This window comes from Tenacibaculum ovolyticum DSM 18103 (assembly GCF_000430545.1).
Classification (GTDB): domain Bacteria; phylum Bacteroidota; class Bacteroidia; order Flavobacteriales; family Flavobacteriaceae; genus Polaribacter; species Polaribacter ovolyticus.
Genome location: NZ_KE387163.1, coordinates 358,334 through 380,259, shown reverse-complemented (window position 1 = coordinate 380,259; position 21,926 = coordinate 358,334). Strand labels below are relative to the sequence as shown.

Here is a 21,926-nt window from a genome sequence, read left to right as displayed (position 1 = left end):
TTATGATTAGGATCATCCAAAAGGAAAATAAGATGGTTTAACAGGAGAATGTGTAAATAATAATATGTTATGGAAAAATTAGAATTTAAAAAAGCATATACATTATCTCATTTAATAGATGTTGTAAAAAAAAGAATTAAAGAAAACGGTTTGACTGATAATAATTTTTGTTTATACTCTTCAGAAGTAGATGAAAATATAACAGATATAAATTGTACTTGTTATTTAGAAAGTTATCCTATTATTTCAGATGAAGATGAAGAAGTTTATCCTGATTTTGTAGTAGAGAAATCTTTAGAATTACTTTATGATGGGCGCCAATTTGAAGATGTTATAATGAATGTATTACATCAGAAAAGCGAAGCAACTATTGATGAATTTATTTTAGGATTAAATTACTATACAGAAAATGATACCTTTTTAGATTTTGAATAAATAGATTTGTTATACCTGTCGGTAATGAATAATTAAAAACCACAGTGTAAAAATTGTGGTTTTTACTTTGGTATAATGTTATTGATTTTTTGTAAAAAAATGATTATTTAAATTAGGTACCCCTATTTTATCATTTGATGAAAAAGGAAATAAGGTTTGGGAGCGAGAGCTAGATATTTATGGTAATGTTCGTAAAGGTGATAATCATTTTATACCATTCCTCTATCAAGGGCAATATTACGATGAAGAAACAGGTTTAGCTTATAATAGGTTTAGATATTATAATCCTGAAACGGGAGGTTACATCTCTCAAGACCCGATTGGATTGCTTTCTGGAGAACCTAATTTTTATGCGTATGCACCTGATGTAAATAGTTGGATTGATCCATTTGGATTAGCATGGGGTCCTTTAAATTGGTCAGGAATGGGACATCATCTATTACCGAGGTCTGTTGCTGGGAAATTAGGTATTCAAAATTTATCAACTACAAAAGCTTTTGCTTGGTACCCAAATAAACCTAGTGACTTTCCTGATATTCATTTAGAAATGCACCAAAAACTTAAAGGAGAAGGTATTCCTTGGAGAGGAGGCAATTTTGAAGGTACTTTGGATGACTTTATGAAAAAAGCGAGAAAAGCTTATGAAGGTTATGATATGAAAGGAATGCTTAAGTTTAAAGGAGCAAATGGTAGAATAATAAAAACGAATCTGACACCAAATGAAGCTCTTGATACAATGGAAAATATGATTAAAAAAGGAAAAATACCCTGTAAATAAATGATATTAAATAATAAGATTACATCAAATGGATATGCTATTGCATTATTCTCAAAGGAAGTTTTAAAAAAAAGACTTTTAGAAGATAAAGTAAAAAAGAAAAACTTAACGAAGCTTTTTGATGAAAGTGAAGATTTTTCAAAAAAGATAATGATAACGGGAACGTTTTTACCAATCGTTACTGCTTCTTTTAATGATTATTTTTTTGATATATATGAAAATGAGAGTTCCTTTTTTAAGGAAGATCAATGGGTTAAAGTGAAAGAAATTGAAGGTTTTAACTTGGAGGTTGATGAAGGTGAATTATGGGTTGTAGCTATTAATCAGTTAGGAAATTGGAGCTATAAAAAATTTAAAACAGAGGAGAGTACTTTTAGTTATGAAGTACTTGATGGCGTAGATGATGATATTAAAAATGTGTACGAAGCTCAAAAGAAAAAGGTTAGTAAAGGCAAGTATATTGTTACAGTAACAGGATATGAAAGAAAAGATTCTTTAGATTCGAGAGAAGAAAATTTTGGTTTTGGTTTTCATTTAAAAAAGGTGGATAACTTATTGTCTTTAGAGGAAATATCTCAAGATAATACATTTAATATAGATTAAATAGTATCGTAAGAATTGTCGGGAAGAATATTTGATGTAGCTAGTGTTCTGCAATAAGCAAGAAAGGCTGTCACTAAAACTAATATATTTAAAAATGTCACAATTAATTTTTACTGACCATAAAACAGAAAAAAGTATAGGTTTTGTAGGTGGAAGAGGTATTCAAATGCCTAATAATATTTGGCCTAAAATTCCGAATACTAATATAAATCAAACACATTTATGTACAATTTTTTCTAATTTTTTCAGAAATGGAAGTCTAGCAGAAAATAAAAATATTTCTATATTTATTTCACTTGAAGAACATTCTTTAGGAGGAGTGAAAGAATCTTTAACATCGAAATATACAGTTAATCAAAAAAATGATTTAACAATTTTAAAAGAAGGTTATAGCAAAGTTTTAATTTATGATCAGACTAATGATGAAGAATTAAATTTATCGGAAATAATTTTGAAGAAAAAGTTTTTTGAGTTTATATCAGATACTGAAGAATACATGGAAAAAGAACATGTATTCTTTGAAGAGAATGGAATGGGGTTAGATATTTCAAAACTACAAAGTATTCCTTATTTTGAGCAAGATATTATTAACCCTAGCCCAAAACATCAATTTTATTTACAACTTTTAGAAGAAGATATTGAAAAGGAATTTAAAATTTTCCAAACGGGAATAGGTTATTTTTATGTAGATAAAAATATAAAAAAACTTAAATCAGGAGATGATGCAGGTTTGTTTTTTATACAAAATACTTAAATGCTATTTTCGCTCAGTTAATACTAGTTAGATATTACGGATAAAAGTAATAAATCTATAAAAACCACAATGGGAGTTGTGGTTTTTATGGATTTTATAAAACTGTTTTTTTATAATAAAAAAAGAACAGGTATCAGCTAAAATAAATATTGGTAAAAAGAAATAAACCATTACATTTACGACGGAAACGTTCTTTTACACGAGTTTGCGTATGCTATTTTTGAAAGACCAAAAACGATTGCCGATGATGTAGGTAGATTGTCTTTTGATAAAGAAGAGCCAACAACAAACCTAATTACTTGGGTGTTTGACGAAGGTACATTTGTGCCCTCTGCAAAAATTACATCAGAAGGTACATTTAGTATTATTTCTGATTAATTAGGTACCCCTATTTTATCGTTTGATGAAAAAGGAAATAAGGTTTGGGAGCGAGAGCTAGATATTTATGGTAATGTTCGTAAAGGAGATAATCATTTTATACCATTCCTATATCAAGGGCAATATTACGATGAAGAAACAGGCTTAGCTTATAATAGGTTTAGATATTATAATCCTGAAACAGGTGGTTATATTTCTCAAGACCCGATTGGGTTGGCTGGAAACAACCCAAACTTCTATGCTTATGTATATGATAGTAATTTTCAAGTAGATCCGTTTGGGTTAATAATTATTTTTAGGGCATTAAATGGTGGTCAAGAGGCTAGTGCTTTGGCAGGTGAAGCTATTCAACCTAAAAATCTTAGTTCAACACATACTATACAGCAGCATATAGATGATGGAAGTCTACAAACTAAATACATATCTACTACCAAGAAAAAAGGGACAGCTAAATTTTATGCAAAACCAAACCCTAAAAGAGGTAAGGTAAATCCTAGTACCATAATTGCTATAGATACAGATAAATTAAGCTCATCAAAAGTTTTTGATATGTCTGGAGGAGTTGACCCTCAAACAGGTAAAAAGTTAAAAATGCCTGCATTAAGATATGCTACTAAGGATGCAGAAGTATTAGTTGAAGGAGCTATACCAAAAGGAGCTTATAAAATTTGTAAATAGATGGAAGATTATTTTAGAAAAATTGAAACAATAGAAAAAGAGATTCAGAATTATTATGAAAATTCTTTTGAAGAAGGTAATGATGATTATAAAACAAATAAGCTTATCAAAGAAAAAATAAAGCACTTAATTATCAAAATTAATAATTTAAATAGTGATGTAATAAATAGAGCGTTGTTAGTTTTAGCAAAATCTACAGGATGTACAGAAGATCAAGAAATAGCAGATAATATAATTAATAACTTACATGATAATGGCTATATTGATGAAAAACAATTAAATTATTTTTACGATAATACAGCTATTCGTAGATGGGAATAGCCCCGGCTAACGCAAGCATCATCTCGATAGCGCGGAATTGTATTCCGTGCCATCAAGATAAGAAGTAATAAAGATAAAAAACCTGAAACAGGTGGTTATATTTCTCAAGACCCGATTGGGTTAGGAAGTGGAGAACCTAATTTTTATGCAACTGAGGTTAAAAAAATAAAAAAGCCTAGGTGTAAATGGTTGATACCAAATTTCTTATCAAATAAAATAAAATCATTTTGAAAAAAAATATTATGTTATTAACATCACTTTTTATTGAACTTCACGTAGAATCTTTTGAACTATGTGATACTCATCTTAGTTTAAATGTTTTTTTTAAAGCTAATAAATGTGGAAATATAAGTATTACAAATAGTAATATTGTTTATACAATTTCTTGTGGATTAAAAATAGGAAAAGGAACATTAGATTTATCTAAAGCAGAATTAAGGTATTCGAATGGAAAATTAGTGATTGCAAATTCTGATAATCATAACAAAACTATATTAGTAATAAAATGTAAAGAAGACATTTATCAAAAAGTATATTTGTATTTTTCTGAAACTAAAAATAGCAGCTCATATTCTTCTCAAAAAAAAAGATGAGTAATCAATACATTAAATAACAGATTTTAAAAATGGTTATTAGGATAGATCAGGGCCATTAAACGTGGGTTAAGTTGAAGGTATGGAATACTTCTTTAAAAGAAGAGTTTTAATATTAGTTAGAAGGAAATGATCGATGCTGGAACACCTAAAGCACAAGCTCAAAAAGCTCTTAAAGATTCATATAAATTCTTTGATAGTTTAAGAGATCAAAATTTGAATAATCCATTTTTCAATATTTAAAATATTATGAGTACAGAAATAGAAATAAAACAAATAGAGGAAACTTTAAATTACTCTTTCCCTCAATTATATAGAGAATTTTTACTTAAGTTAGAGCCAAATCAAGTCTATGAGGTAAATAATTTAGGAATTTACCTTTATAGTATTAATGATTTGATTGAAAGAAATGAAACTTATGAAGTTCCAGAATACGAACCAGATTATTTTTTGATTGGACAAGACGGAGATTTAGCATTTTTTATAAAAAAAGATAATTCGGAACAGATTTTTTCAAATGATTTAGGAGCTTTAGGTTCATTAGATATGGAAAATGAGTCAAAAGATATAAATGAATTATTAACTAGAAAAGGTTAAACTTTTAAGCCCGGGCTAGCGCAAGCATCATGCTTGTGCCAAGTGTGAGAAGGTTTAACAGATACAAAAAACGAAAAACCACAATTTAAAATTTATGGTTTTTTAAAATAATGAATTAAAAAAAACTAAGTTATGCAAATAGTAGAATCCTTTACAGAAAGTCTAACAGGAAAAAGATTAATAGGTATCTCTAAACAGGAGAATAGTATCGAGTTACTATTTGATTTAGAGACAACAATATTAGAAGCTAGAATAATTTTAGAAAATGTATTTTATTTTAATAGCACTATTGGGGTAAAACAAACAGGCGATGATATCGTAGAATCTTATACTTTAAATAGTTTAGAAGACTCTTATTTTAAAGAGTATCCCGATTTAGCAGCGTATCGAGAAAGTAAAGCAAAATCTGGTTTCTTAAAGATATACTATGCTAAAGATGAATTAGAAGTAATAGCTGGGTTTGATACTGCCTCTTTTAGTTTTCTTAATAAAAAGGCAGCTGAATTAGCAGGTATCCAAGATTTTCGCACTATATAGGTAAACATAAATAATAATATAAGAGAAGAATCACAATGTAAAAGTTGTGTTTTTTTGTTTGATATGTTTGTAAAGGAGATAATCATTTTATATCATATGTTATAAGACGATTTATTATTTGAAGAAGTTGATTTGTTTTTGTTCCAAAAATCAATTATTAAATTGAAAATAAAATTTATGAATAATAAAGAAGAAGTTTTAAATAAGTTTATAAATAGTAGACTAAAAACGTTACTAAACAATTATTATGAAGATAGTTTTAACGATGTTTTTGAAGAAAGAGATGAGGAATACTTTTCAGATGTTTGGATGAGTATTTACAATGAAATAGAAGTTCTAACAGCAAAGAAAGGAGTAAGTACATTTTCGGAAGAGATAAGAGAAAAGGCATTTAAACTTATAATTGATGAAACCGAAAATTCAGATTTAGCAGCCTATATTTCAGACGATTTAGGATTGTTGTCAGACGCAATTGATGTTGGCTATAATAATGGATGGTTAATTTCATTATGGAATGAATATCAAAAAAATAAAATTCCAAATGGTAGATTAAAAATAGAAGAAGGATGTTTATCAGACTTCTTTAAATAACCTTTGTAACTATAATAAAATATAGTAGTTTCTCGATAAAAATAAGATTCTTTTTAATATATAAATTAGTGAAGAAAACATTTAGAATATGATTTTATAAGTAGGAAGGTTAAAAATTATTTAAAAACATAATAATCAGGACCTTTAAATAGTATACCTCTGATACTAATGAGTACATTTCTTAGTATCCTATTAAACTAGGAAATGGATAACCTAGTTTTTATATTTTTATTATGGCTATTTTATAACTAGTATTGATAGTAAATATGCAGAGTATTAATAAAAGGTAAGAAGTATAATGTAAAAGTTATGTTTTTTTATTAATATTATAAAATAAAAAAAATGATTAAGAAAAGTAACAATTAGTATATGGATTTCAATTTAATAGAAGAACAGATAAAGTTAAAGAAAAAAGAGCGATTAGCTTCGTTAAAATCGGATAGCTCTGTAGATGATACAGTAGAAGAAAATCTAGAAAAAGAATATCGTATAAAACCGATACTTGATGGTTCTTTTTTATTTTACTATGACAAAAAAAAGGATAGAGCTTTAGTAGCAAAGTTAGAGTTACATCATTTAATGAATAAAGATATTTTTACTGAATGTTTACCAAAAAGATGGGATACAGGTAAAAAAACAAGTAAAAAGCAACGTGAAAAAATAGCAAATAGAATAGAAGCTTATTATATAAAACACTTTAAAAAAGTTGTTTTTCAATAGAATAAATAAAACCATAATAAAATTTATGTTTTAGCTAAATATTTTTTTACTCAAATTAGTATTAGTTTATTATAAGTAAAAATAGATTATACTAAAAAATTGTAAATTCTGATAGAATTTCTTCTAGTGAAAAGGTAAATAAAAATATAAGAAAAGAAATTTTTAAGTAGAATTTATAATTCTACCGTAGCTCATTAAGTTGATGAAATAAAAAGAAAAATAACCAATAAAAAAGAAAAGATATGAAAATTACTACCTTACTTTTAATATGTTCATTAAGTTCACTAAGTGTGTTCTCAAAAGCTAGAATACCAGTTCCTTATGGAACAGAAGAAAAAATTATAAAAATACAAGATTTACCAGATACAGAAGATTTTAAGTTAAAAGATGGGAGATATTTTGATATTGGAAGTAAATATACTAAAAGTCATTTATTGTGGCTGTCTTATAGTAATACAGAGCCTGAAATAGTAGGTTTTATAAAAGGAGATGAAAGTACTTTTTTAAAATTGAGTGCTGAGGATTTAAAAAGAATAGAAGAAATAACAGGAGTTCAGATTCCGAAAAAAGGAGAAGTTTCATTTTTTGACAAATTCGTAGGTAAAGGACTTTTAGGTGTTTTGGCTTTGTTTGTACTGTACGGTCTTTATGATCGTTTTTTTGGTAAAGATGATGAGGAAGAATAGTAGCCAATTATTAGTAGTATTGTAATTTTTGATAACCTAAAAATATTACTGATAGCAAAAATTAATTAGCATAAAAAAAATAAACCATAACGGAAGTTGTGGTTTTTTATTGAAATAATTTTCTGCTATGAGCCTTGTGAATAATGAGTGATTTTAATATTAATAAATAAAGGCTTACTGTTTAATAAACGATATTCGTAAAAGGTTATTTCAGTACAAAATTTATAAATAAAACAAAAGACTCGCCAATTGGCGAGTCTTTTGTTTTATTTATAGTTATTTATTTTTCAGTTGCAACTTTATCAACAATCAAGCGATTTTTACGATTAGCTACTTCCCAAGCAGTATGAAAAACTAAACGAGTTCTGTTTTCTAATAATTTATAATTAATTTTATCAGGTGTATCAGTAGGTTGGTGATAGTCAGCATGTGTTCCGTTAAAATAGAATATAACAGGTATGTTATGCTTTGCAAAGTTATAGTGATCTGAACGATAATAAAAACGATTAGGATCGTTCTCGTCATTATACTTATAATCTAGGTTAACATTTGTGTATTTTTTATTCATAGCTTCAGATATATTGTGTAGCTCAGTACTCAACTTATCAGCTCCGATTAAATAGATGTAATTAGGTTTTCCTTTATGACGCTCATCAACTCTACCGATCATATCAATATTTAAATCAGTAACAGTATTTGCTAACGGAAAAATTGGATTTTCTGTATAATATTTAGAACCTAATAATCCTTTTTCTTCACCAGTTACATGTAAAAAAAGTAAAGAACGTTTAGGGCCTTTACCAGCATCTGCGGCTTTTTTAAAAGCTTCAGCAATTTCTAAAATAGCTACAGTACCAGAACCATCATCATCAGCACCATTATAAATTTCCCCGTTTTTAACACCTTCATGATCTAAATGGGCAGAAATTACCACAATTTCATCTGGTTTTTCTGTTCCCTTAATAAAAGCAACTACGTTTTCAGAATCTTTTAAAGTCATTCCTCTACGGTTGTTACTTAAATAAGCTGAAGGTACTTCTTGAAAATATTTAGTACCACCTAAAGGTGATTTAATCCCTTGATCTATATAAAAATCTTTTAAATAATTAACCGCTTTCTTCTGACCAGGTTCACCTGTATCACGACCTTCAAATTCATCTGAGGCATATATAAATAAATGTTTACCTAAATCTTTAGCTGTAATCGTTTTTGCAAATTTAGCAGCATAATCTACATTAGAATCATTATTAATACTTGTAGTAGTATCTTTACTAACTCCACAAGCTGCAAGTACTACGGCACTTGCTATATAAAGTAATTTTTTCATCGATATTTAATTGAAATTAGGTTTTATTTAATTCTTAAAAATAACAAATTGTTACAAGGGTTCAAATTTAATTTTTCTTTATAACGAATTGTTCTAATGTTTTGTTAAAACTTATGAGTTCTTTAGGAAATAACTGCTCAAATGCATTATTATTGATTAATTCTTTTGAAGTTCCACTATATATCTGTTTTTCAGAAAGTAGAATAAACTCATCAGCAAGCTGAATTGCAAGGTTTACCTCATGGGTTGAAATGATAATAGTTTTCCCCGTATTTTTAACTAGTTTCTTTAATAAAGAGAATACTTTAAAGGTATGGTGAATGTCTAAATGCGCAGTAGGTTCATCTAAAATAATAATTTCAGTATCTTGTGCTAAAGCACGAGCAATAAGAACTCGTTGAAGCTGTCCGTCACTTAATTCATAAAATCTTTTATCTTTTAAATGACTAATTGCTGTTTCTTCAATTGCCCAAAGAATTTTTTTAAGATCTTTTGTTGATAATTGATCTATCCAATTTGTATATGGTTGCCTTCCTAAAGCAATTAACTCGAAAACTGTTAATTGACTTTGTGGTATGCGTTCGGTTAAAACTAAACTTAACTTGGTTGCTAATTCTTGATACGAATAATTTGCACTATTTTTTTGATTAATTTCTATAGTTCCACTCAATGGCTCTTGAACCTTAGATAAGGTGCGCAATAAAGTTGATTTTCCTATTCCGTTTTTACCTAAAAGAGCAACAAAATTTCCTTTTTCAACAGATAAATTGATGTTTGAGGCAATTATTGTTTGTTGCTTTTTTGTTTGATATCCTATTGATAGATTATCAGTTTTAAGAACGATATTTTTTTTAGAATCAGTCAAATCTATACATATATTTTCTTTTTACGAATTAATAACCAAATTACAAGAGGAGCTCCGAATAACGATGTTATGGCATTAATAGGTAAAGTATATTCACTTGTTGGCAATTGAGCAATCGAATCGCAAATTAATAAAACAATGGCACCAATTAGTGCAACTGCAGGTAATAATGTTTTATGATTAGATGTTGAAAAAATTATTTTAGCAATATGTGGTACAGCTAAACCAATAAAAGCTATTGGGCCAGAAAAAGCAGTAATTACCCCTGTGAGTAAACTGGTAATTATTAAAATAATATTCCTACTTTTTTTAATGTTTATACCTAAGCTTTTTGCATAACTTTCGCCTAGTAAAAAACTATTCAGTGGTTTAATTATGCTAAAAGTTCCAAGTAAACTAATACTGTAAATAATACCAAAAACGATAAGCTTTTTACCTGTTAAGTCGCCTAAACTACCAAAGCTCCAAAATTGATATTGTTGAATTTGTTCAGCTTCACTAAAATAGGACAATACACTTATTATTGCAGAAGTTAATGACCCAAACATTAATCCAATAATTAAAATAGACATGGTATTCCGAACCCTATTAGCAGCTATAATTACAGCAGATAACACCAAAAAAGATCCTAAACTAGCAGCAATTGGTAATGCCCAGTTATAAAAAGAAAAAGCAGAGATAATACCTCCAAATAATCCAGAGCCTAAAATAAGTAAAGAAACACCTAAGCTAGCTCCAGAAGAGATACCAAGAACAAAAGGACCCGCTAAAGGATTTCTAAACAATGTTTGCATAAGAAGCCCGCAAATAGATAAGCCAGAACCAACCATAATGGCAGTGATAGCTTTAGGTAAACGATAATCTATAATTATAATTTTCCAACTATCTTTTGAAGCAATACCACCTGTTAACGAATTTAAAATATCTTTAATAGGAATTGCTACTGATCCTAAACTAATGTTTAGCAATAAGAAAGTAATCAATAAAATTGATAATAAAATAAAGTGTTTGGTGTATCTTTTTGATGAATTCAATTAATTGATTTTAAAAATTCAACTAATTGTTTAATAGCTAGTCCACGATGACTAATTGTGTTTTTTTCATCAGAAGTCATTTCTGCAAATGATTCCTGAAAACCTTTAGGTTGAAATATAGGGTCATATCCAAAACCTTTTTCACCTTGCTTTTGGGGTAATATTTTTCCTTTACAAATACCATTAAACAGGTATTGTTTTCCATTTAAATTTAAACAAATAGAAGTCCTAAATTGGGCTTTTCTATTTTCTTTGTCAGTTAACTCAGAAAGTAATTTTTGCATATTATTTTCGGTATTTGCAGGTTCGCCAGCGTAACGTGCAGAATACACTCCAGGAGCATTGTTTAAACTTTCAACTTCTAAACCAGTATCATCAGCAAAACAATTATATTTAAATTTTTCGGTAACATGATTGGCCTTTATTTTAGCATTACCATCTAGAGTTGTTGCAGTTTCCTCTATATCATCAAAGCAATTAATATCTTTTAAAGAAAGTAATTCAATCGTATCAGGAAGCATTTTTTGTACTTCAATTAATTTGTTTTGGTTATTGGTTGCAAAAACAAGTTTCATTTGTTCATAAATTAGATAAACAAATGTATCAATTTTTATCATCTTTGTAATTAATATTCTGTTTTTTATAAAAACAAAAAAACTTTGTATCCATTGAAATTAAAGGAATGTCGTGTAAATGTCGGGTTAAAATCAATTAAAATGTTTCATCAAAAAGAAAAGCTAAAGTAACATTGTATGGAAAATAAAAATTTACTTACCATGAAACAACCAGCATTAGGAAAAAGGATTTCTGAATTAAGAAAACAAAAAGGTTTAACTCAAGAAGAATTAGTAGAAAAATGCAATATAAATGTACGTACTATACAACGAATAGAGGCAGGCGAAACAATTCCTAGAAGTTTTACTATTAAAACAATATTGCAGGCTTTAGATGCAGATATCAATGTAGATACTATTACAAATGAAATTGAAATAAGCAATAAAGATAAAAAAGAGTTAAATTTAGCTTGGATTTTTGGAGTTGTATATTTTTGTTTTGGTTTTTTTGAAACAATCGCAGATGTATATCATTTTACTCAAAATAAAATGATTTTTGGAGAAACGTTTTATATCGCTATTAAAGTGATTTCAGCAATAACATTTGTGTTCTTTTTTATGGGGTTTGTAAAAATAGCAAAAAAACATTCAAACAAATTATTAGAGGTAATTGTATATGTTTTTATGATAGCTTATGTTTTTTCAGAGTTATATGATATCTTTTTAATTAGTTCGTCTAACGAAACAATAATTGTAACGAGTATTGTTGAACTAATTATTTTTGGAACAATTCAAATAATATTCGGGTTATCTTTATTACAATTAAAAACAAAATTTAACAATCTTATAAAGGTTAATGCAATTCTGGAGATTGTAACAGGTGTTTGCATTGCTACAATTATTTTGTCTTCTATCGGATTGTTCTTTTTAATACCTACAATAATTATAGAAGTAGTAGTTTTATATAAGTTTGCTAAAAGCTAATTCACTTAGTGAAAAAACACATAAATATTTAGTAATAAAAAGAGTACATATCTTGTTGAGATAAGTATTTATATAAAGTGAAGATTTTATCTATAAATATTCTGTTTTTTAAGAATAGGAGGGTAGTACATCTAAACAAAAAAACGAAATTTAGAAGCTTCTAAATTTCGTTTTTTTTAAGAATAAAAATATAAGTTTTTTAAGACTTTAATTTATTCATTTCTACTTTTTTAAGATATATCTCTTTTTCTATTTTACTCAAACGTTCTTGAATTTTTAGAATAATAGATTCTTTACGAGCAATACTTTCTTTAGAAGTTGTAGGGTCTTTTTTAGCTATTTCTAATTTTGTTTTCATTCTAGCTAATCCTTCTTTACCACTAATTAAGATTTCTTCGTTAATGCTAATGTCATCTTCATAATCACTTATTAAAGTTTTGTTTTCATTAATAATAGATTCTTCTTCAGCTTTAATTTGAGTATCTAATTGTGCTAATTTCTCTGCTTCTAAACGTAATTCTTCTTGTTGATTTAAGTAAGCTATTTCTTTAGCTTTACGTTCATCTTCTAATTTCTTACGTGCATTTTCTAATTTTTGTTTACGTAAAGCTAATTCGCTTTTAGCATCTGTTAAAGGAGCTTCTGGTTCAGCTTCTGTTTCTTGAACAGCCTTAGTTTCTTTAGGTGCAGCCTTTTTTTGTTTTCTAGCTAACTTCTTTTCAAGAGCAACTAATTCACCTTTTCTATTATTAATTAAGGTCTTTAAGTTCGTTAATCTAGTTTGAACATTAGCAACGATTTTTTCTTTTCTCTTAACTTCTTTTTTAGTTGCTTTTTTATCTTTCTTAAAGTCTTCTAAATTTGAGTTTACACGTTTTAAAGCACTAATTCCACTAATTAAGAATTCTTCATTAGCACTAATTTGATCTTTCTTATCCTTAATTTTATTCTTTAAAACTTTAATCTCATCTTGTGCAGATGCTTCTTGTACAGTAACAAAGCTAGTAAAGAGAATAGTAAATATTAAAAATTTTAATGTTTTCATTTTAATTTAATTTTGTGTGTTTTTAGGGGCGACAAAATTATGAAATTTAGAATAGAAAAAGGCCATTAATATAGAAAATATTTTTTTAAGAAAAGTACAGATTCGTTTTATTAAAAAAAGTATTGTAGTTATGTAACTGTCACTATTCGTGATGATAAGGTTCGTTTCGTAGAATTGTAAAGCCTCGATATATTTGTTCAACAATAAATAATCGAATCATTTGATGTGAAAAAGTCATCTTAGAAAGTGATATTTTGCCTAAAGCTTTTTTATAGATTGCTTCAGAAAAACCATAAGGCCCACCAATAACTAATACCAATTGTTTAATACCTGAGTTCATTTTTTTTTGTAAATATTGCGAAAACTCAATAGATGTAAAGTGTTTCCCTTTATCGTCAAGTAAAACTAATTGATCCGTATTTTGAAGTTTAGATAATATTAATTCTCCTTCTTTTTCTTTTTGCTGAGATTCGCTAAGATTCTTTACATTTTTTATGTCAGGTATAATATCTAATTCAAATTTAACGTAATGTTTTAATCTACTTTCATAATTATTAATTAACTGAATCAAATTTTTGTCATCAGTTTTACCAATAGCGATTAGTTTTATTTTCATAAGCTTTCATTTCGAATTGTTTTCTGAAATAAATTTATTTCGAGATGTTTTTAGTAAAATTAGCTGCAAATTTATTTGTTTTAAAGTATAAATTGAGTTGAATTAACAAAATAATTCCATAGAATAAAATCAATCCGTATTTTTACGGTATAATAAAAGAGAAGAATGATATCAAAAGAACAATTTAATAAAGAGCTAGAGATAATAATAACCAATGCTATTCGTGAAGATATTGGAGATGGAGATCATACATCTTTATCATGTATACCTAATGAAGCAACAGGGAAAGCTAAATTGTTAGTAAAAGATGAAGGAGTTATTGCTGGAGTAGAGTTTGCTAAAAAGGTTTTTAATTATGTAGATGCAGATTTAGAAATAGAAACATTAATTAATGATGGTGATAAAGTAAAATATGGTGATATCGTTTTTTATGTATCAGGAAAATCACAATCAATTTTAATGGCAGAGCGTTTGGTTTTAAATGCAATGCAACGTATGAGTGCAATTGCAACTAAAACTAAGTTTTTTGCAAATTTATTAGAAGGTACTAAAACCAAAGTATTAGATACACGTAAAACAACACCAGGTATTCGTGCTTTAGAAAAATGGGCAGTAAAAATCGGCGGAGGAAAAAATCATAGATTTGCCTTATATGATATGGTAATGATAAAAGATAATCATATTGATTTTGCAGGCGGAATAACGCAAGCAATAACTAAAACAAAGAAATACTTAGCTAAAAAAGAATTAGATATTAAAATTATAGTAGAAGCACGTAGTTTAGAGGAAATTAAAGAAATTCTAACAAATGAAGGTGTGTATAGAATTTTAATAGATAATTTTAATTATGATGATACCCGTAAAGCAGTAGCTTTAATAGGAGATAAGTGTTTAACTGAATCTTCAGGCGGAATAAACGAAGAAACTATTCGTAAGTATGCAGAGTGTGGAGTAGATTTTATATCATCAGGCGCATTAACACACTCGGTATATAATTTAGACCTAAGTTTAAAGGCTGTAAATTAATATTTTATATTTTTGCAATTTTAGAAGAGGAAATAATTTTAGTAAATAAAATTATACTATGTTTAAAAAAGAATGTTTGAGTTTTAATAAATTAGTATAAAAATCAAAGTCAGATGATGAAAAGAGTAAGTATCCTTTTTAATTTTTTATTTATGTTAGGATTTTGTTTTCCGTCAATTAGCCAAAGTATAGATATAGGTAGTGAAGCTATAGATATTAAGGGATATGATGTGAAATCAAAAAAACAAATTAAACTTTCTCAGTTTAAAAATAAAAAAAATGTATTGCTAAACTTTACAGCAACTTATTGCGGACCATGTTGGAAAACATATCCTCAGATGGATAAACTTCAAAAGAAATATGCATCAGATTTAAAAGTAATTTCTATACATGGAGATGAAAAAAAAGATACATGGTATAAAATTGCGAAACGTTTAAAGATAAATTTTGAAGCTGCAACTATATGGGATATAGAGGGGAAAGAGAAGATAAAAGGAATTTATAAAGTAAAACAATACCCTACTTTTTTTATAATTAATAAAGACGGTTTTATTATTGATAAATGGGTTGGGAATAGAAAAAAATATATGGATTTATCAATTAAGTACTTGATTGAACCATAAAATTTAAAAAAAATAGACGAAAGTATAAACAATTGTTTATAAGAAAAACATGTTTTTTTAGTAAAGCATGTTTTTTTAATAGATGTTTCAATTTTAATTAAAAATAAGTAAAATGAAAAAACATATAATTTTAGGGGCAGTTTTAGTCTTAGCAATATCATGTAATACGGATAAAGCTAAAGAAACAAAAAAAGGAAATAAAACAAGTATGACTGTAGAAAACCCTTTATTAGTTAAGAGTACGTTAGATTATGGTGCTCCTGATTTTACTAAAATTAAAAATGAGCATTTTATGCCTGCTATTTTAGAAGGAATGAAACAGCAAAATGAAACGATACAGGCTATTATTAAAAATACAGAAAGCCCAACTTTTAAAAATACAATTTTAGCACTAGAGGAAAGTAGTAGTACTTTAGATAATGTAACGGCTGTTTTTTATGGATTAGCAGGAGCGCATACAAATGATGTTATTAAAGCAAACCAAAAAGAATTAGCACCTAAGTTTTCTAAGCATAGTGATGAAATTTTATTAAACACGGCACTGTTTGTAAGAATACAAAAAGTATATAATGATTTAGATAATTTGAAATTAGATGCAGAATCTAATCATTTAGTAAAAGAATATTATAAGAATTTTACAAAAGCAGGAGCAAACCTATCAGAAGATAAAAAGAGTCAGTTAAAAGATATAAACTCACAAATAGCAAGTTTGTCTAACGAGTTTGGAAAGAAGTTACTAGATGCAAGTAAAAAAGGTGGTGTTGTAATTTCTGATAAAGAAAAATTAAAAGGATTTTCAAAAGAGAAAATTAAATCTTTAGAAAAAGATGGTACGTATGAAATTCAGTTAATAAATACTACACAACAACCATCATTACAAACATTAGAAAATAGAGAAGTACGTAAGAATTTATTCGAAAAATCTATTCATAGGTCAGATGCGGGTGAATATAATACAAGTAAATTAGTGCAAGAAATGGTTGCTTTACGAGCAAAAAAAGCACAAATTTTAGGTTTTGATAATTATGCAAGCTGGAGTTTACAAGGTACAATGGCAGCAACACCAGATAAAGTTTTTGAGATGTTTAATGGATTAATTCCAGGCTCTTTAGAAAAGGCTGCTTCAGAAACTAAAGAGATTCAAGCAGAAATAACTAAAGAAGGAAAAAACTTTAAACTAAGTCCATATGATTGGAATCATTATGCTGAAAAAGTTCGTAAATCAAAATACAATTTAAATGAAGAGGAAGTAAAACCTTATTTTGAGGTTACAAATGTATTAGAAAAAGGAGTTTTTTATGCTGCAACAAAATTATACGGAATTATTTTTAAAAAGCGTACTGATATACCAGTATACCATCCAGATGTAGTTGTTTATGAGTTGTTTGAAGAAGACGGGAGTAAGCTAGGCTTATATTATGGAGATTTTTTTGCTAGAGATAGTAAACGTGGAGGAGCATGGATGAGTGCTTTTGTAAAACAATCTAAATTACGTAACCAGAAACCTGTTATTTATAATGTGTGTAATTCACCTAAGCCAGCTGCAGGAGAACCTGCTTTAATAAGTTTCTCTGAAGTAGAAACTATGTTTCATGAATTTGGACATGCTTTACATGGTTTATTCGGAAATCAAAAATACGCATCAATTTCAGGAACAAGTACTGCAAGAGATTTCGTGGAATTTCCATCTCAATTTAATGAAAACTGGTCTACACATCCAGAAGTTTTAAATAATTACGCATTACATTATAAAACAGGAGAAGTAATTCCTGCAGCGTTATTAAAGAAAATTAAAGATGCTGGTACTTTTAATCAAGGGTATTCTATGATAGAGAACTTGTGTTCATCTAGTTTAGATATGAAATGGCACACGGTATCAGTTGATGAAAATATTGCAGATGTTGCAAAATTTGAAGAGGAGGCTTTAGCTAAAATGAAATTAAAAGTATCTGAAGTACCACCAAGATATCGTTCAACATATTTTGCACACATTTTTAGTGGTGGCTACGCAGCCGGATATTATTCTTATTTATGGACTGAAATGTTAAGTCATGATGCTTATGATTGGTTTAAGAATAACGGATTATTAACTCGTGAGAACGGACAAAAATTCCGTGAGCAAATTTTATCAAAAGGAAATACAATGGATTATGCAAAGATGTATAAAACTTTTGCAGGAAGAGATCCGAAAGCAGTGCCTATGTTAAAAGCTAGAGGGTTAAAATAACCTTTTTATAGCAATAGATAACTTTGTATAGAGATGGTTGTGTTTGTGAAATAATCATAAACACAATATCTTAAATATATTTATAATGAACGATTACTTTGATAGTGAAACATTTACAAAACTTGATTTTAATACTACAAAAATAAAAAAAGGAGAGTATGATAATTGTACGTTTACAAACTGTAATTTCGAAAATGTGCATGCATCAAATATTCAATTTTTAGAATGTGAGTTTATCGATTGTAATTTTAGTAATGCAATTGTAACAAACACAGCATTTAAAGAAGTGTCTTTTATAAATTGTAAAATGATTGGTGTGAAATTTAATGAATGTGATCCGTTTTTATTGCAGTTTAGTTTTAAAGAATGCCAATTAAATTTCTCTTCGTTTTATAAATTAAAAATACAAAACACGAAATTTGTAAACTGCAATTTACAAGAAGTTGATTTTACGGAAACTGATGTCACAAATTCACTTTTTGATAATTGTAATTTACAAAAAGCAATATTTGAAAATACAATTTTAGAGAAATCAGATTTTAAAACGGCTGTTGATTTTTTAATAAACCCTGATAGCAATAGGTTAAAAAAAGCAAAATTCTCAAAAGAAAATATAATTGGATTATTACAGCAGTATAATATAATTGTTGAATGACAAAAAAAATAGAAATAAAATTAGATAAAATACCTGTATTAAATTTACTGGTAGCTTTTGGTAAGAAGATAAAAATTCCTGGGCTGCAAGGTATGTCTTTGTATGATGTAATAGAAATGTACATTATTGGTATTGTTAAAGGAGCTTTAACGACAAGAGCAGGAGGAATTGCGTTTAGTTTTTTTATGGCAATATTCCCTTTTTTATTATTTATCTTATCATTGATTCCTTATATTCCTATTGATGGATTTCAGGATAATCTTTTTTGGTTAATTCAAGAAATGTTACCACCCAAAACTTTTGATGCTGTAGATTTAGTTTTAAAAGATATTATTAATAATCAATACGGAGGTTTATTATCTTTTGGTTTTTTAGCATCTATTTTTTTAATGACAAATGGGGTAAATGCTATTTTCGGAGGATTTGAATACTCATACCATGTAACGGAAATGAGAAATGTGTTTAGAGCATATATTGTTTCATTAGGGGTTTCATTATTAATGTCTTTCTTCTTAATAATAACGGTTGTGGCAATTATTTTTTACCAAGTAGCTTTAGTTAGAATAGGTAATATAAGTTGGTTAGATACGGGAGATTTAGATTTACTGTATTGGGGTAGAGGATTGTTGTTTTTAATTATGATTTTTACGATTGTTTCACTTTTATTTCGATTTGGAACAACACAAGGTAAAGAAGTGAAATTTTTCTCTCCAGGTGCAATTTTAACAACGCTATTATCGCTTTTTACATTTTATCTTTTCGGAATCTATGTTGTTAAATTCGCAACTTACAATGAATTATATGGTTCCATCGGTACTTTGCTAATCTTAATGTTATTCGTTTGGTTAAACGCTATTATTTTGCTTTTAGGCTTTGAATTAAATGCATCTATTTATCGATTAAAACGTAGAAATAAAACTTCATAATTTGTTATTAAATTCAGATATTTGCCATCACAGAGTGTTTAAGTATTTACTGATGTAAAAATTAAAACTCATAAATAATCATTTTTATAATTCATAATTAATAATGAAGCCATCAATCCCAAAAGGAACTAGAGATTTTTCGTCAAACGAAGTAGCAAAAAGAAATTATATTTTTAATATAATAAAACATTCGTTTGAAAATTTTGGATTTCAGCCTATTGAAACACCAAGTTTCGAAAACTCTTCAACTTTAATGGGAAAGTATGGAGAAGAAGGTGATCGTTTAATTTTTAAGATTTTAAATTCAGGTGATTATTTAAAAAAGGTTGACGGAAGTTTATTAGAAGAAAAAAACAGTCAAAAAATAATATCAAAAATCTCTGAAAAAGCACTTCGTTATGATTTAACGGTACCATTTGCACGTTATGTAGTACAGCACCAAAACGATATTACTTTTCCTTTTAAAAGATACCAGATTCAGCCAGTTTGGAGAGCCGATCGTCCACAAAAAGGGCGCTTTAGAGAATTTTATCAATGTGATGCAGATGTAGTAGGTAGTAAATCATTATTACAAGAAGTAGAGTTTGTGCAACTATACGATACTGTTTTTAGTAAGTTAGGTTTAAACGGTACGACTATCAAAATAAATAATCGAAAAATATTATCTGGTATCGCTGAAGTAATTGGTGCAAAAGATAAATTAATTGATTTTACGGTAGCTTTAGATAAGTTAGATAAGATTGGTAAAGAAGGTGTTGTAAAAGAAATGTTAGAGAAAGGTATCTCAGAAGATGCAATTCTTAAAGTTGATCCTTTATTTAGTTTTTCAGGAACGAATCAAGATAAATTAGCTTCTTTAGAAGGGATGTTACAATCTTCGGAAGAAGGACAAACAGGTGTACAAGAATTACGTACTGTTGTAAGTATGATCGAAGAAATTGGTTTAACATCAGCAAGTTTAGAATTAGATGTAACTTTAGCTCGTGGATTAAATTATTATACAGGTGCCATTTATGAAGTAGCAGCACCAGAAGGCGTAAAAATGGGCTCTATCGGTGGTGGAGGTCGTTATGATGATTTAACAGGTATCTTTGGTTTAAAAGATGTAAGTGGTGTTGGTATTTCTTTCGGATTAGATAGAATTTACTTGGTAATGGAAGAACTAGGTTTATTTAAAACTGTTGAATTACCAAAACCAAAAGTATTGTTCTTAAATTTTAAAGAAGATCAAAATCTTTCAAAGATTAAAGCGATTAAAAAATTAAGAGAAAATAATATTAAATCAGAATTATATCCTGATACTGCAACAAGTAATAAACAAGAAAAGAAACAATGGAAATATGTTACTAATAGAGGCATAGATTTTGTTGTAACCGATGTAGATAATAATATATATGTTTTAAAAAACATGACAAGCGGAGAGCAAACTACTTGCTCTTTAGATGAATTGATAAGTAAAGTACAGTAAATTAACAACAAAAGTGTAAATTTGCGCCCAAATAATTGAAAGAAATGTTTGAAGTTAACAACAACAAAATGAATGACGAAAGGATAGAGGAGATAGGAGAGAATCACATAGGTACATCAGCAAAGTCACCAATACGTGCAGATGCTTTTGATATATCTGATGATGAAAAAATTAAAAGAATTGAAGAAAGTGTTAAAGATATTTTAATCACTTTAGGAATGGATTTAACAGATGATAGTATGCAAGGAACACCTAAGCGTGTAGCAAAATCATTTGTAAATGAAATTTTTATGGGATTAAACCCTGCAAATATGCCAAAGGCATCAACATTTGATAATAATTATAATTATGGTGAAATGTTGGTAGAAAAGAATATCGTTGTATATTCTACCTGTGAACATCATTTATTACCAATTGTAGGTCGTGCACACGTTGCTTATATCTCTGACGGAAAAGTTATAGGACTTTCTAAAATGAATCGTATTGTAGAGTATTTTTCAAAACGACCACAAGTACAAGAGCGTTTAACAATGCAAATAGTACAAGCAATGCAAGAAGCATTAGGAACTGATGATGTTGCTTGTGTTATTGATGCGAAGCATTTATGTGTAAACTCTCGTGGAATAAAAGATATTGAAAGTTCTACTGTTACAGCAGAATTTGGTGGTAAATTTAAAGAGAAAGATACAAAACGTGAGTTTTTAGATTACTTAAAATTAAACACTAGTTTTGATTAATTTTTACATTTATATATAATAAAAGAAAAAGCTCTTAACTTTAAAGTTAAGAGCTTTTTTTTTCTAAATTTTTGTAGGCCAAATATTTAAGTAAATCGCCAACATTAATTTAATTTAAGTATGCTACATTTAACAATTACCTTACAAGAAAGTATCTTTTTGTATAAG

The 21,926-nt window shown here is 27.9% G+C and carries 27 protein-coding genes; 21 read left to right on the top strand and 6 right to left on the bottom strand.

Annotated features, from left to right (window positions below; all coding sequences use genetic code 11):
• Positions 1 to 69: 69 nt before the first annotated feature.
• The 13 genes from H518_RS0111690 to H518_RS0111625 all read left to right on the top strand — a co-directional run bounded on the left by H518_RS0111690 (position 70) and on the right by H518_RS0111625 (position 7,671).
• Positions 70 to 435, top strand: coding sequence for a DUF7716 domain-containing protein (locus tag H518_RS0111690; RefSeq protein ID WP_028889223.1), 366 nt, complete (start codon positions 70 to 72; stop codon positions 433 to 435).
• Positions 436 to 559: 124 nt separating this feature from the next.
• Positions 560 to 1,213, top strand: a complete 654-nt coding sequence (locus H518_RS21495) for an RHS repeat domain-containing protein (protein WP_081411184.1) — start codon at positions 560 to 562, stop codon at positions 1,211 to 1,213.
• Positions 1,214 to 1,816 carry a hypothetical protein gene (locus tag H518_RS0111680; protein ID WP_028889222.1) on the top strand — a complete coding sequence of 201 codons (603 nt, stop codon included), beginning with the start codon at positions 1,214 to 1,216 and terminating at the stop codon, positions 1,814 to 1,816.
• A gap of 94 nt (positions 1,817 to 1,910) precedes the next feature.
• Positions 1,911 to 2,570, top strand: a complete 660-nt coding sequence (locus tag H518_RS0111675) for a hypothetical protein (RefSeq protein ID WP_028889221.1) — start codon at positions 1,911 to 1,913, stop codon at positions 2,568 to 2,570.
• A 390-nt stretch (positions 2,571 to 2,960) separates the two neighbouring features.
• Positions 2,961 to 3,626 carry an RHS repeat domain-containing protein gene (locus H518_RS20860; protein ID WP_316929593.1) on the top strand — a complete coding sequence of 222 codons (666 nt, stop codon included), beginning with the start codon at positions 2,961 to 2,963 and terminating at the stop codon, positions 3,624 to 3,626.
• The gene (locus tag H518_RS19755; protein ID WP_051263755.1) at positions 3,627 to 3,947 is read left to right on the top strand and encodes a hypothetical protein; all 321 of its coding nucleotides are present in this window, start codon (positions 3,627 to 3,629) and stop codon (positions 3,945 to 3,947) included.
• Positions 3,948 to 4,174: 227 nt separating this feature from the next.
• Positions 4,175 to 4,540, top strand: coding sequence for a hypothetical protein (locus H518_RS0111655; protein ID WP_155995212.1), 366 nt, complete (start codon positions 4,175 to 4,177; stop codon positions 4,538 to 4,540).
• A 129-nt stretch (positions 4,541 to 4,669) separates the two neighbouring features.
• The gene (locus H518_RS21560) at positions 4,670 to 4,783 is read left to right on the top strand and encodes a hypothetical protein (protein WP_407635132.1); all 114 of its coding nucleotides are present in this window, start codon (positions 4,670 to 4,672) and stop codon (positions 4,781 to 4,783) included.
• A gap of 6 nt (positions 4,784 to 4,789) precedes the next feature.
• Positions 4,790 to 5,137: an SMI1/KNR4 family protein gene (locus H518_RS0111645; RefSeq protein WP_043706876.1), complete on the top strand. Its 348-nt coding sequence runs from the start codon at positions 4,790 to 4,792 to the stop codon at positions 5,135 to 5,137.
• A 132-nt stretch (positions 5,138 to 5,269) separates the two neighbouring features.
• Positions 5,270 to 5,674: a hypothetical protein gene (locus H518_RS0111640; RefSeq protein ID WP_028889217.1), complete on the top strand. Its 405-nt coding sequence runs from the start codon at positions 5,270 to 5,272 to the stop codon at positions 5,672 to 5,674.
• 177 nt (positions 5,675 to 5,851) lie between these two features.
• Positions 5,852 to 6,265 carry a hypothetical protein gene (locus tag H518_RS20540; RefSeq protein ID WP_051263754.1) on the top strand — a complete coding sequence of 138 codons (414 nt, stop codon included), beginning with the start codon at positions 5,852 to 5,854 and terminating at the stop codon, positions 6,263 to 6,265.
• A 369-nt stretch (positions 6,266 to 6,634) separates the two neighbouring features.
• The gene (locus H518_RS0111630) at positions 6,635 to 6,985 is read left to right on the top strand and encodes a hypothetical protein (RefSeq protein ID WP_028889216.1); all 351 of its coding nucleotides are present in this window, start codon (positions 6,635 to 6,637) and stop codon (positions 6,983 to 6,985) included.
• A gap of 242 nt (positions 6,986 to 7,227) precedes the next feature.
• Entirely contained in the window at positions 7,228 to 7,671 is a 444-nt protein-coding gene (locus H518_RS0111625) for a hypothetical protein (protein WP_155995211.1), read from the top strand.
• A gap of 280 nt (positions 7,672 to 7,951) precedes the next feature.
• Here the strand turns inward: H518_RS0111625 and H518_RS0111620 are convergent, their stop codons facing one another.
• The 4 genes from H518_RS0111620 to H518_RS0111605 form a co-directional block, all read right to left on the bottom strand.
• Positions 7,952 to 8,998, bottom strand: a complete 1,047-nt coding sequence (locus H518_RS0111620; protein WP_028889214.1) for a M28 family metallopeptidase — start codon at positions 8,996 to 8,998, stop codon at positions 7,952 to 7,954.
• A gap of 67 nt (positions 8,999 to 9,065) precedes the next feature.
• The gene (locus H518_RS0111615) at positions 9,066 to 9,863 is read right to left on the bottom strand and encodes an ABC transporter ATP-binding protein (protein ID WP_028889213.1); all 798 of its coding nucleotides are present in this window, start codon (positions 9,861 to 9,863) and stop codon (positions 9,066 to 9,068) included.
• A 2-nt stretch (positions 9,864 to 9,865) separates the two neighbouring features.
• Positions 9,866 to 10,897 (bottom strand): FecCD family ABC transporter permease, encoded by a 1,032-nt coding sequence (locus H518_RS0111610; protein WP_028889212.1) that lies wholly within the window; start codon positions 10,895 to 10,897, stop codon positions 9,866 to 9,868.
• Positions 10,894 to 11,472 carry a non-canonical purine NTP diphosphatase gene (locus H518_RS0111605; protein ID WP_028889211.1) on the bottom strand — a complete coding sequence of 193 codons (579 nt, stop codon included), beginning with the start codon at positions 11,470 to 11,472 and terminating at the stop codon, positions 10,894 to 10,896. The genes H518_RS0111610 and H518_RS0111605 overlap by 4 nt, the downstream gene beginning before the upstream one ends.
• Positions 11,473 to 11,649: 177 nt before the next feature.
• Between H518_RS0111605 and H518_RS0111600 the strand changes: the two genes are divergently transcribed.
• The gene (locus tag H518_RS0111600; RefSeq protein ID WP_028889210.1) at positions 11,650 to 12,435 is read left to right on the top strand and encodes a helix-turn-helix domain-containing protein; all 786 of its coding nucleotides are present in this window, start codon (positions 11,650 to 11,652) and stop codon (positions 12,433 to 12,435) included.
• 199 nt (positions 12,436 to 12,634) lie between these two features.
• On the opposite strand, the gene H518_RS0111595 is transcribed toward H518_RS0111600, so the two are convergent.
• On the bottom strand, positions 12,635 to 13,480 hold the full coding sequence (locus H518_RS0111595; RefSeq protein WP_028889209.1) for a hypothetical protein: 846 nt from the start codon (positions 13,478 to 13,480) through the stop codon (positions 12,635 to 12,637).
• Positions 13,481 to 13,622: 142 nt separating this feature from the next.
• On the bottom strand, positions 13,623 to 14,096 hold the full coding sequence (gene rlmH, locus H518_RS0111590; RefSeq protein ID WP_028889208.1) for a 23S rRNA (pseudouridine(1915)-N(3))-methyltransferase RlmH: 474 nt from the start codon (positions 14,094 to 14,096) through the stop codon (positions 13,623 to 13,625).
• A gap of 165 nt (positions 14,097 to 14,261) precedes the next feature.
• On the opposite strand from rlmH, the gene nadC reads away from it, so the two are divergent.
• The 7 genes from nadC to folE all read left to right on the top strand — a co-directional run bounded on the left by nadC (position 14,262) and on the right by folE (position 21,758).
• Positions 14,262 to 15,122 (top strand): carboxylating nicotinate-nucleotide diphosphorylase, encoded by an 861-nt coding sequence (nadC, locus tag H518_RS0111585; RefSeq protein ID WP_028889207.1) that lies wholly within the window; start codon positions 14,262 to 14,264, stop codon positions 15,120 to 15,122.
• Between the two features lie 113 nt (positions 15,123 to 15,235).
• Positions 15,236 to 15,745 (top strand): TlpA family protein disulfide reductase, encoded by a 510-nt coding sequence (locus H518_RS0111580; protein ID WP_043706875.1) that lies wholly within the window; start codon positions 15,236 to 15,238, stop codon positions 15,743 to 15,745.
• A 112-nt stretch (positions 15,746 to 15,857) separates the two neighbouring features.
• A complete protein-coding gene (locus H518_RS0111575) occupies positions 15,858 to 17,972 on the top strand; it encodes a M3 family metallopeptidase (RefSeq protein WP_028889205.1) in 2,115 nt (704 codons plus the stop codon).
• Positions 17,973 to 18,039: 67 nt separating this feature from the next.
• Positions 18,040 to 18,627 carry a pentapeptide repeat-containing protein gene (locus H518_RS0111570; protein ID WP_456154799.1) on the top strand — a complete coding sequence of 196 codons (588 nt, stop codon included), beginning with the start codon at positions 18,040 to 18,042 and terminating at the stop codon, positions 18,625 to 18,627.
• Entirely contained in the window at positions 18,624 to 19,553 is a 930-nt protein-coding gene (locus H518_RS0111565) for a YihY/virulence factor BrkB family protein (protein ID WP_028889203.1), read from the top strand. The genes H518_RS0111570 and H518_RS0111565 overlap by 4 nt, the downstream gene beginning before the upstream one ends.
• A 103-nt stretch (positions 19,554 to 19,656) precedes the next feature.
• Positions 19,657 to 21,021 (top strand): histidine--tRNA ligase, encoded by a 1,365-nt coding sequence (gene hisS / locus H518_RS0111560; RefSeq protein ID WP_028889202.1) that lies wholly within the window; start codon positions 19,657 to 19,659, stop codon positions 21,019 to 21,021.
• A gap of 68 nt (positions 21,022 to 21,089) precedes the next feature.
• Entirely contained in the window at positions 21,090 to 21,758 is a 669-nt protein-coding gene (gene folE / locus H518_RS0111555) for a GTP cyclohydrolase I FolE (protein ID WP_369800510.1), read from the top strand.
• Positions 21,759 to 21,926 lie beyond the last annotated feature (168 nt).

Bases quoted from the DNA above. Each gene is read 5' to 3' on its own strand.
- H518_RS0111675 (WP_028889221.1), top strand. From the start codon at position 1,911: ATGTCACAATTAATTTTTACTGACCATAAAACAGAAAAAAGTATAGGT.
- rlmH (WP_028889208.1), bottom strand. From the start codon at position 14,096: ATGAAAATAAAACTAATCGCTATTGGTAAAACTGATGACAAAAATTTG.
- H518_RS0111600 (WP_028889210.1), top strand. From the start codon at position 11,650: ATGGAAAATAAAAATTTACTTACCATGAAACAACCAGCATTAGGAAAA.
- H518_RS0111690 (WP_028889223.1), top strand. From the start codon at position 70: ATGGAAAAATTAGAATTTAAAAAAGCATATACATTATCTCATTTAATA.
- H518_RS0111645 (WP_043706876.1), top strand. From the start codon at position 4,790: ATGAGTACAGAAATAGAAATAAAACAAATAGAGGAAACTTTAAATTAC.
- H518_RS0111565 (WP_028889203.1), top strand. From the start codon at position 18,624: ATGACAAAAAAAATAGAAATAAAATTAGATAAAATACCTGTATTAAAT.
- nadC (WP_028889207.1), top strand. From the start codon at position 14,262: ATGATATCAAAAGAACAATTTAATAAAGAGCTAGAGATAATAATAACC.
- H518_RS0111640 (WP_028889217.1), top strand. From the start codon at position 5,270: ATGCAAATAGTAGAATCCTTTACAGAAAGTCTAACAGGAAAAAGATTA.
- H518_RS0111620 (WP_028889214.1), bottom strand. From the start codon at position 8,998: ATGAAAAAATTACTTTATATAGCAAGTGCCGTAGTACTTGCAGCTTGT.
- H518_RS20540 (WP_051263754.1), top strand. From the start codon at position 5,852: ATGAATAATAAAGAAGAAGTTTTAAATAAGTTTATAAATAGTAGACTA.
- H518_RS0111680 (WP_028889222.1), top strand. From the start codon at position 1,214: ATGATATTAAATAATAAGATTACATCAAATGGATATGCTATTGCATTA.
- H518_RS0111575 (WP_028889205.1), top strand. From the start codon at position 15,858: ATGAAAAAACATATAATTTTAGGGGCAGTTTTAGTCTTAGCAATATCA.
- H518_RS0111580 (WP_043706875.1), top strand. From the start codon at position 15,236: ATGATGAAAAGAGTAAGTATCCTTTTTAATTTTTTATTTATGTTAGGA.
- H518_RS21560 (WP_407635132.1), top strand. From the start codon at position 4,670: ATGATCGATGCTGGAACACCTAAAGCACAAGCTCAAAAAGCTCTTAAA.
- folE (WP_369800510.1), top strand. From the start codon at position 21,090: ATGAATGACGAAAGGATAGAGGAGATAGGAGAGAATCACATAGGTACA.
- H518_RS0111630 (WP_028889216.1), top strand. From the start codon at position 6,635: ATGGATTTCAATTTAATAGAAGAACAGATAAAGTTAAAGAAAAAAGAG.
- H518_RS19755 (WP_051263755.1), top strand. From the start codon at position 3,627: ATGGAAGATTATTTTAGAAAAATTGAAACAATAGAAAAAGAGATTCAG.
- H518_RS0111605 (WP_028889211.1), bottom strand. From the start codon at position 11,472: ATGAAACTTGTTTTTGCAACCAATAACCAAAACAAATTAATTGAAGTA.
- H518_RS0111595 (WP_028889209.1), bottom strand. From the start codon at position 13,480: ATGAAAACATTAAAATTTTTAATATTTACTATTCTCTTTACTAGCTTT.
- hisS (WP_028889202.1), top strand. From the start codon at position 19,657: ATGAAGCCATCAATCCCAAAAGGAACTAGAGATTTTTCGTCAAACGAA.
- H518_RS0111625 (WP_155995211.1), top strand. From the start codon at position 7,228: ATGAAAATTACTACCTTACTTTTAATATGTTCATTAAGTTCACTAAGT.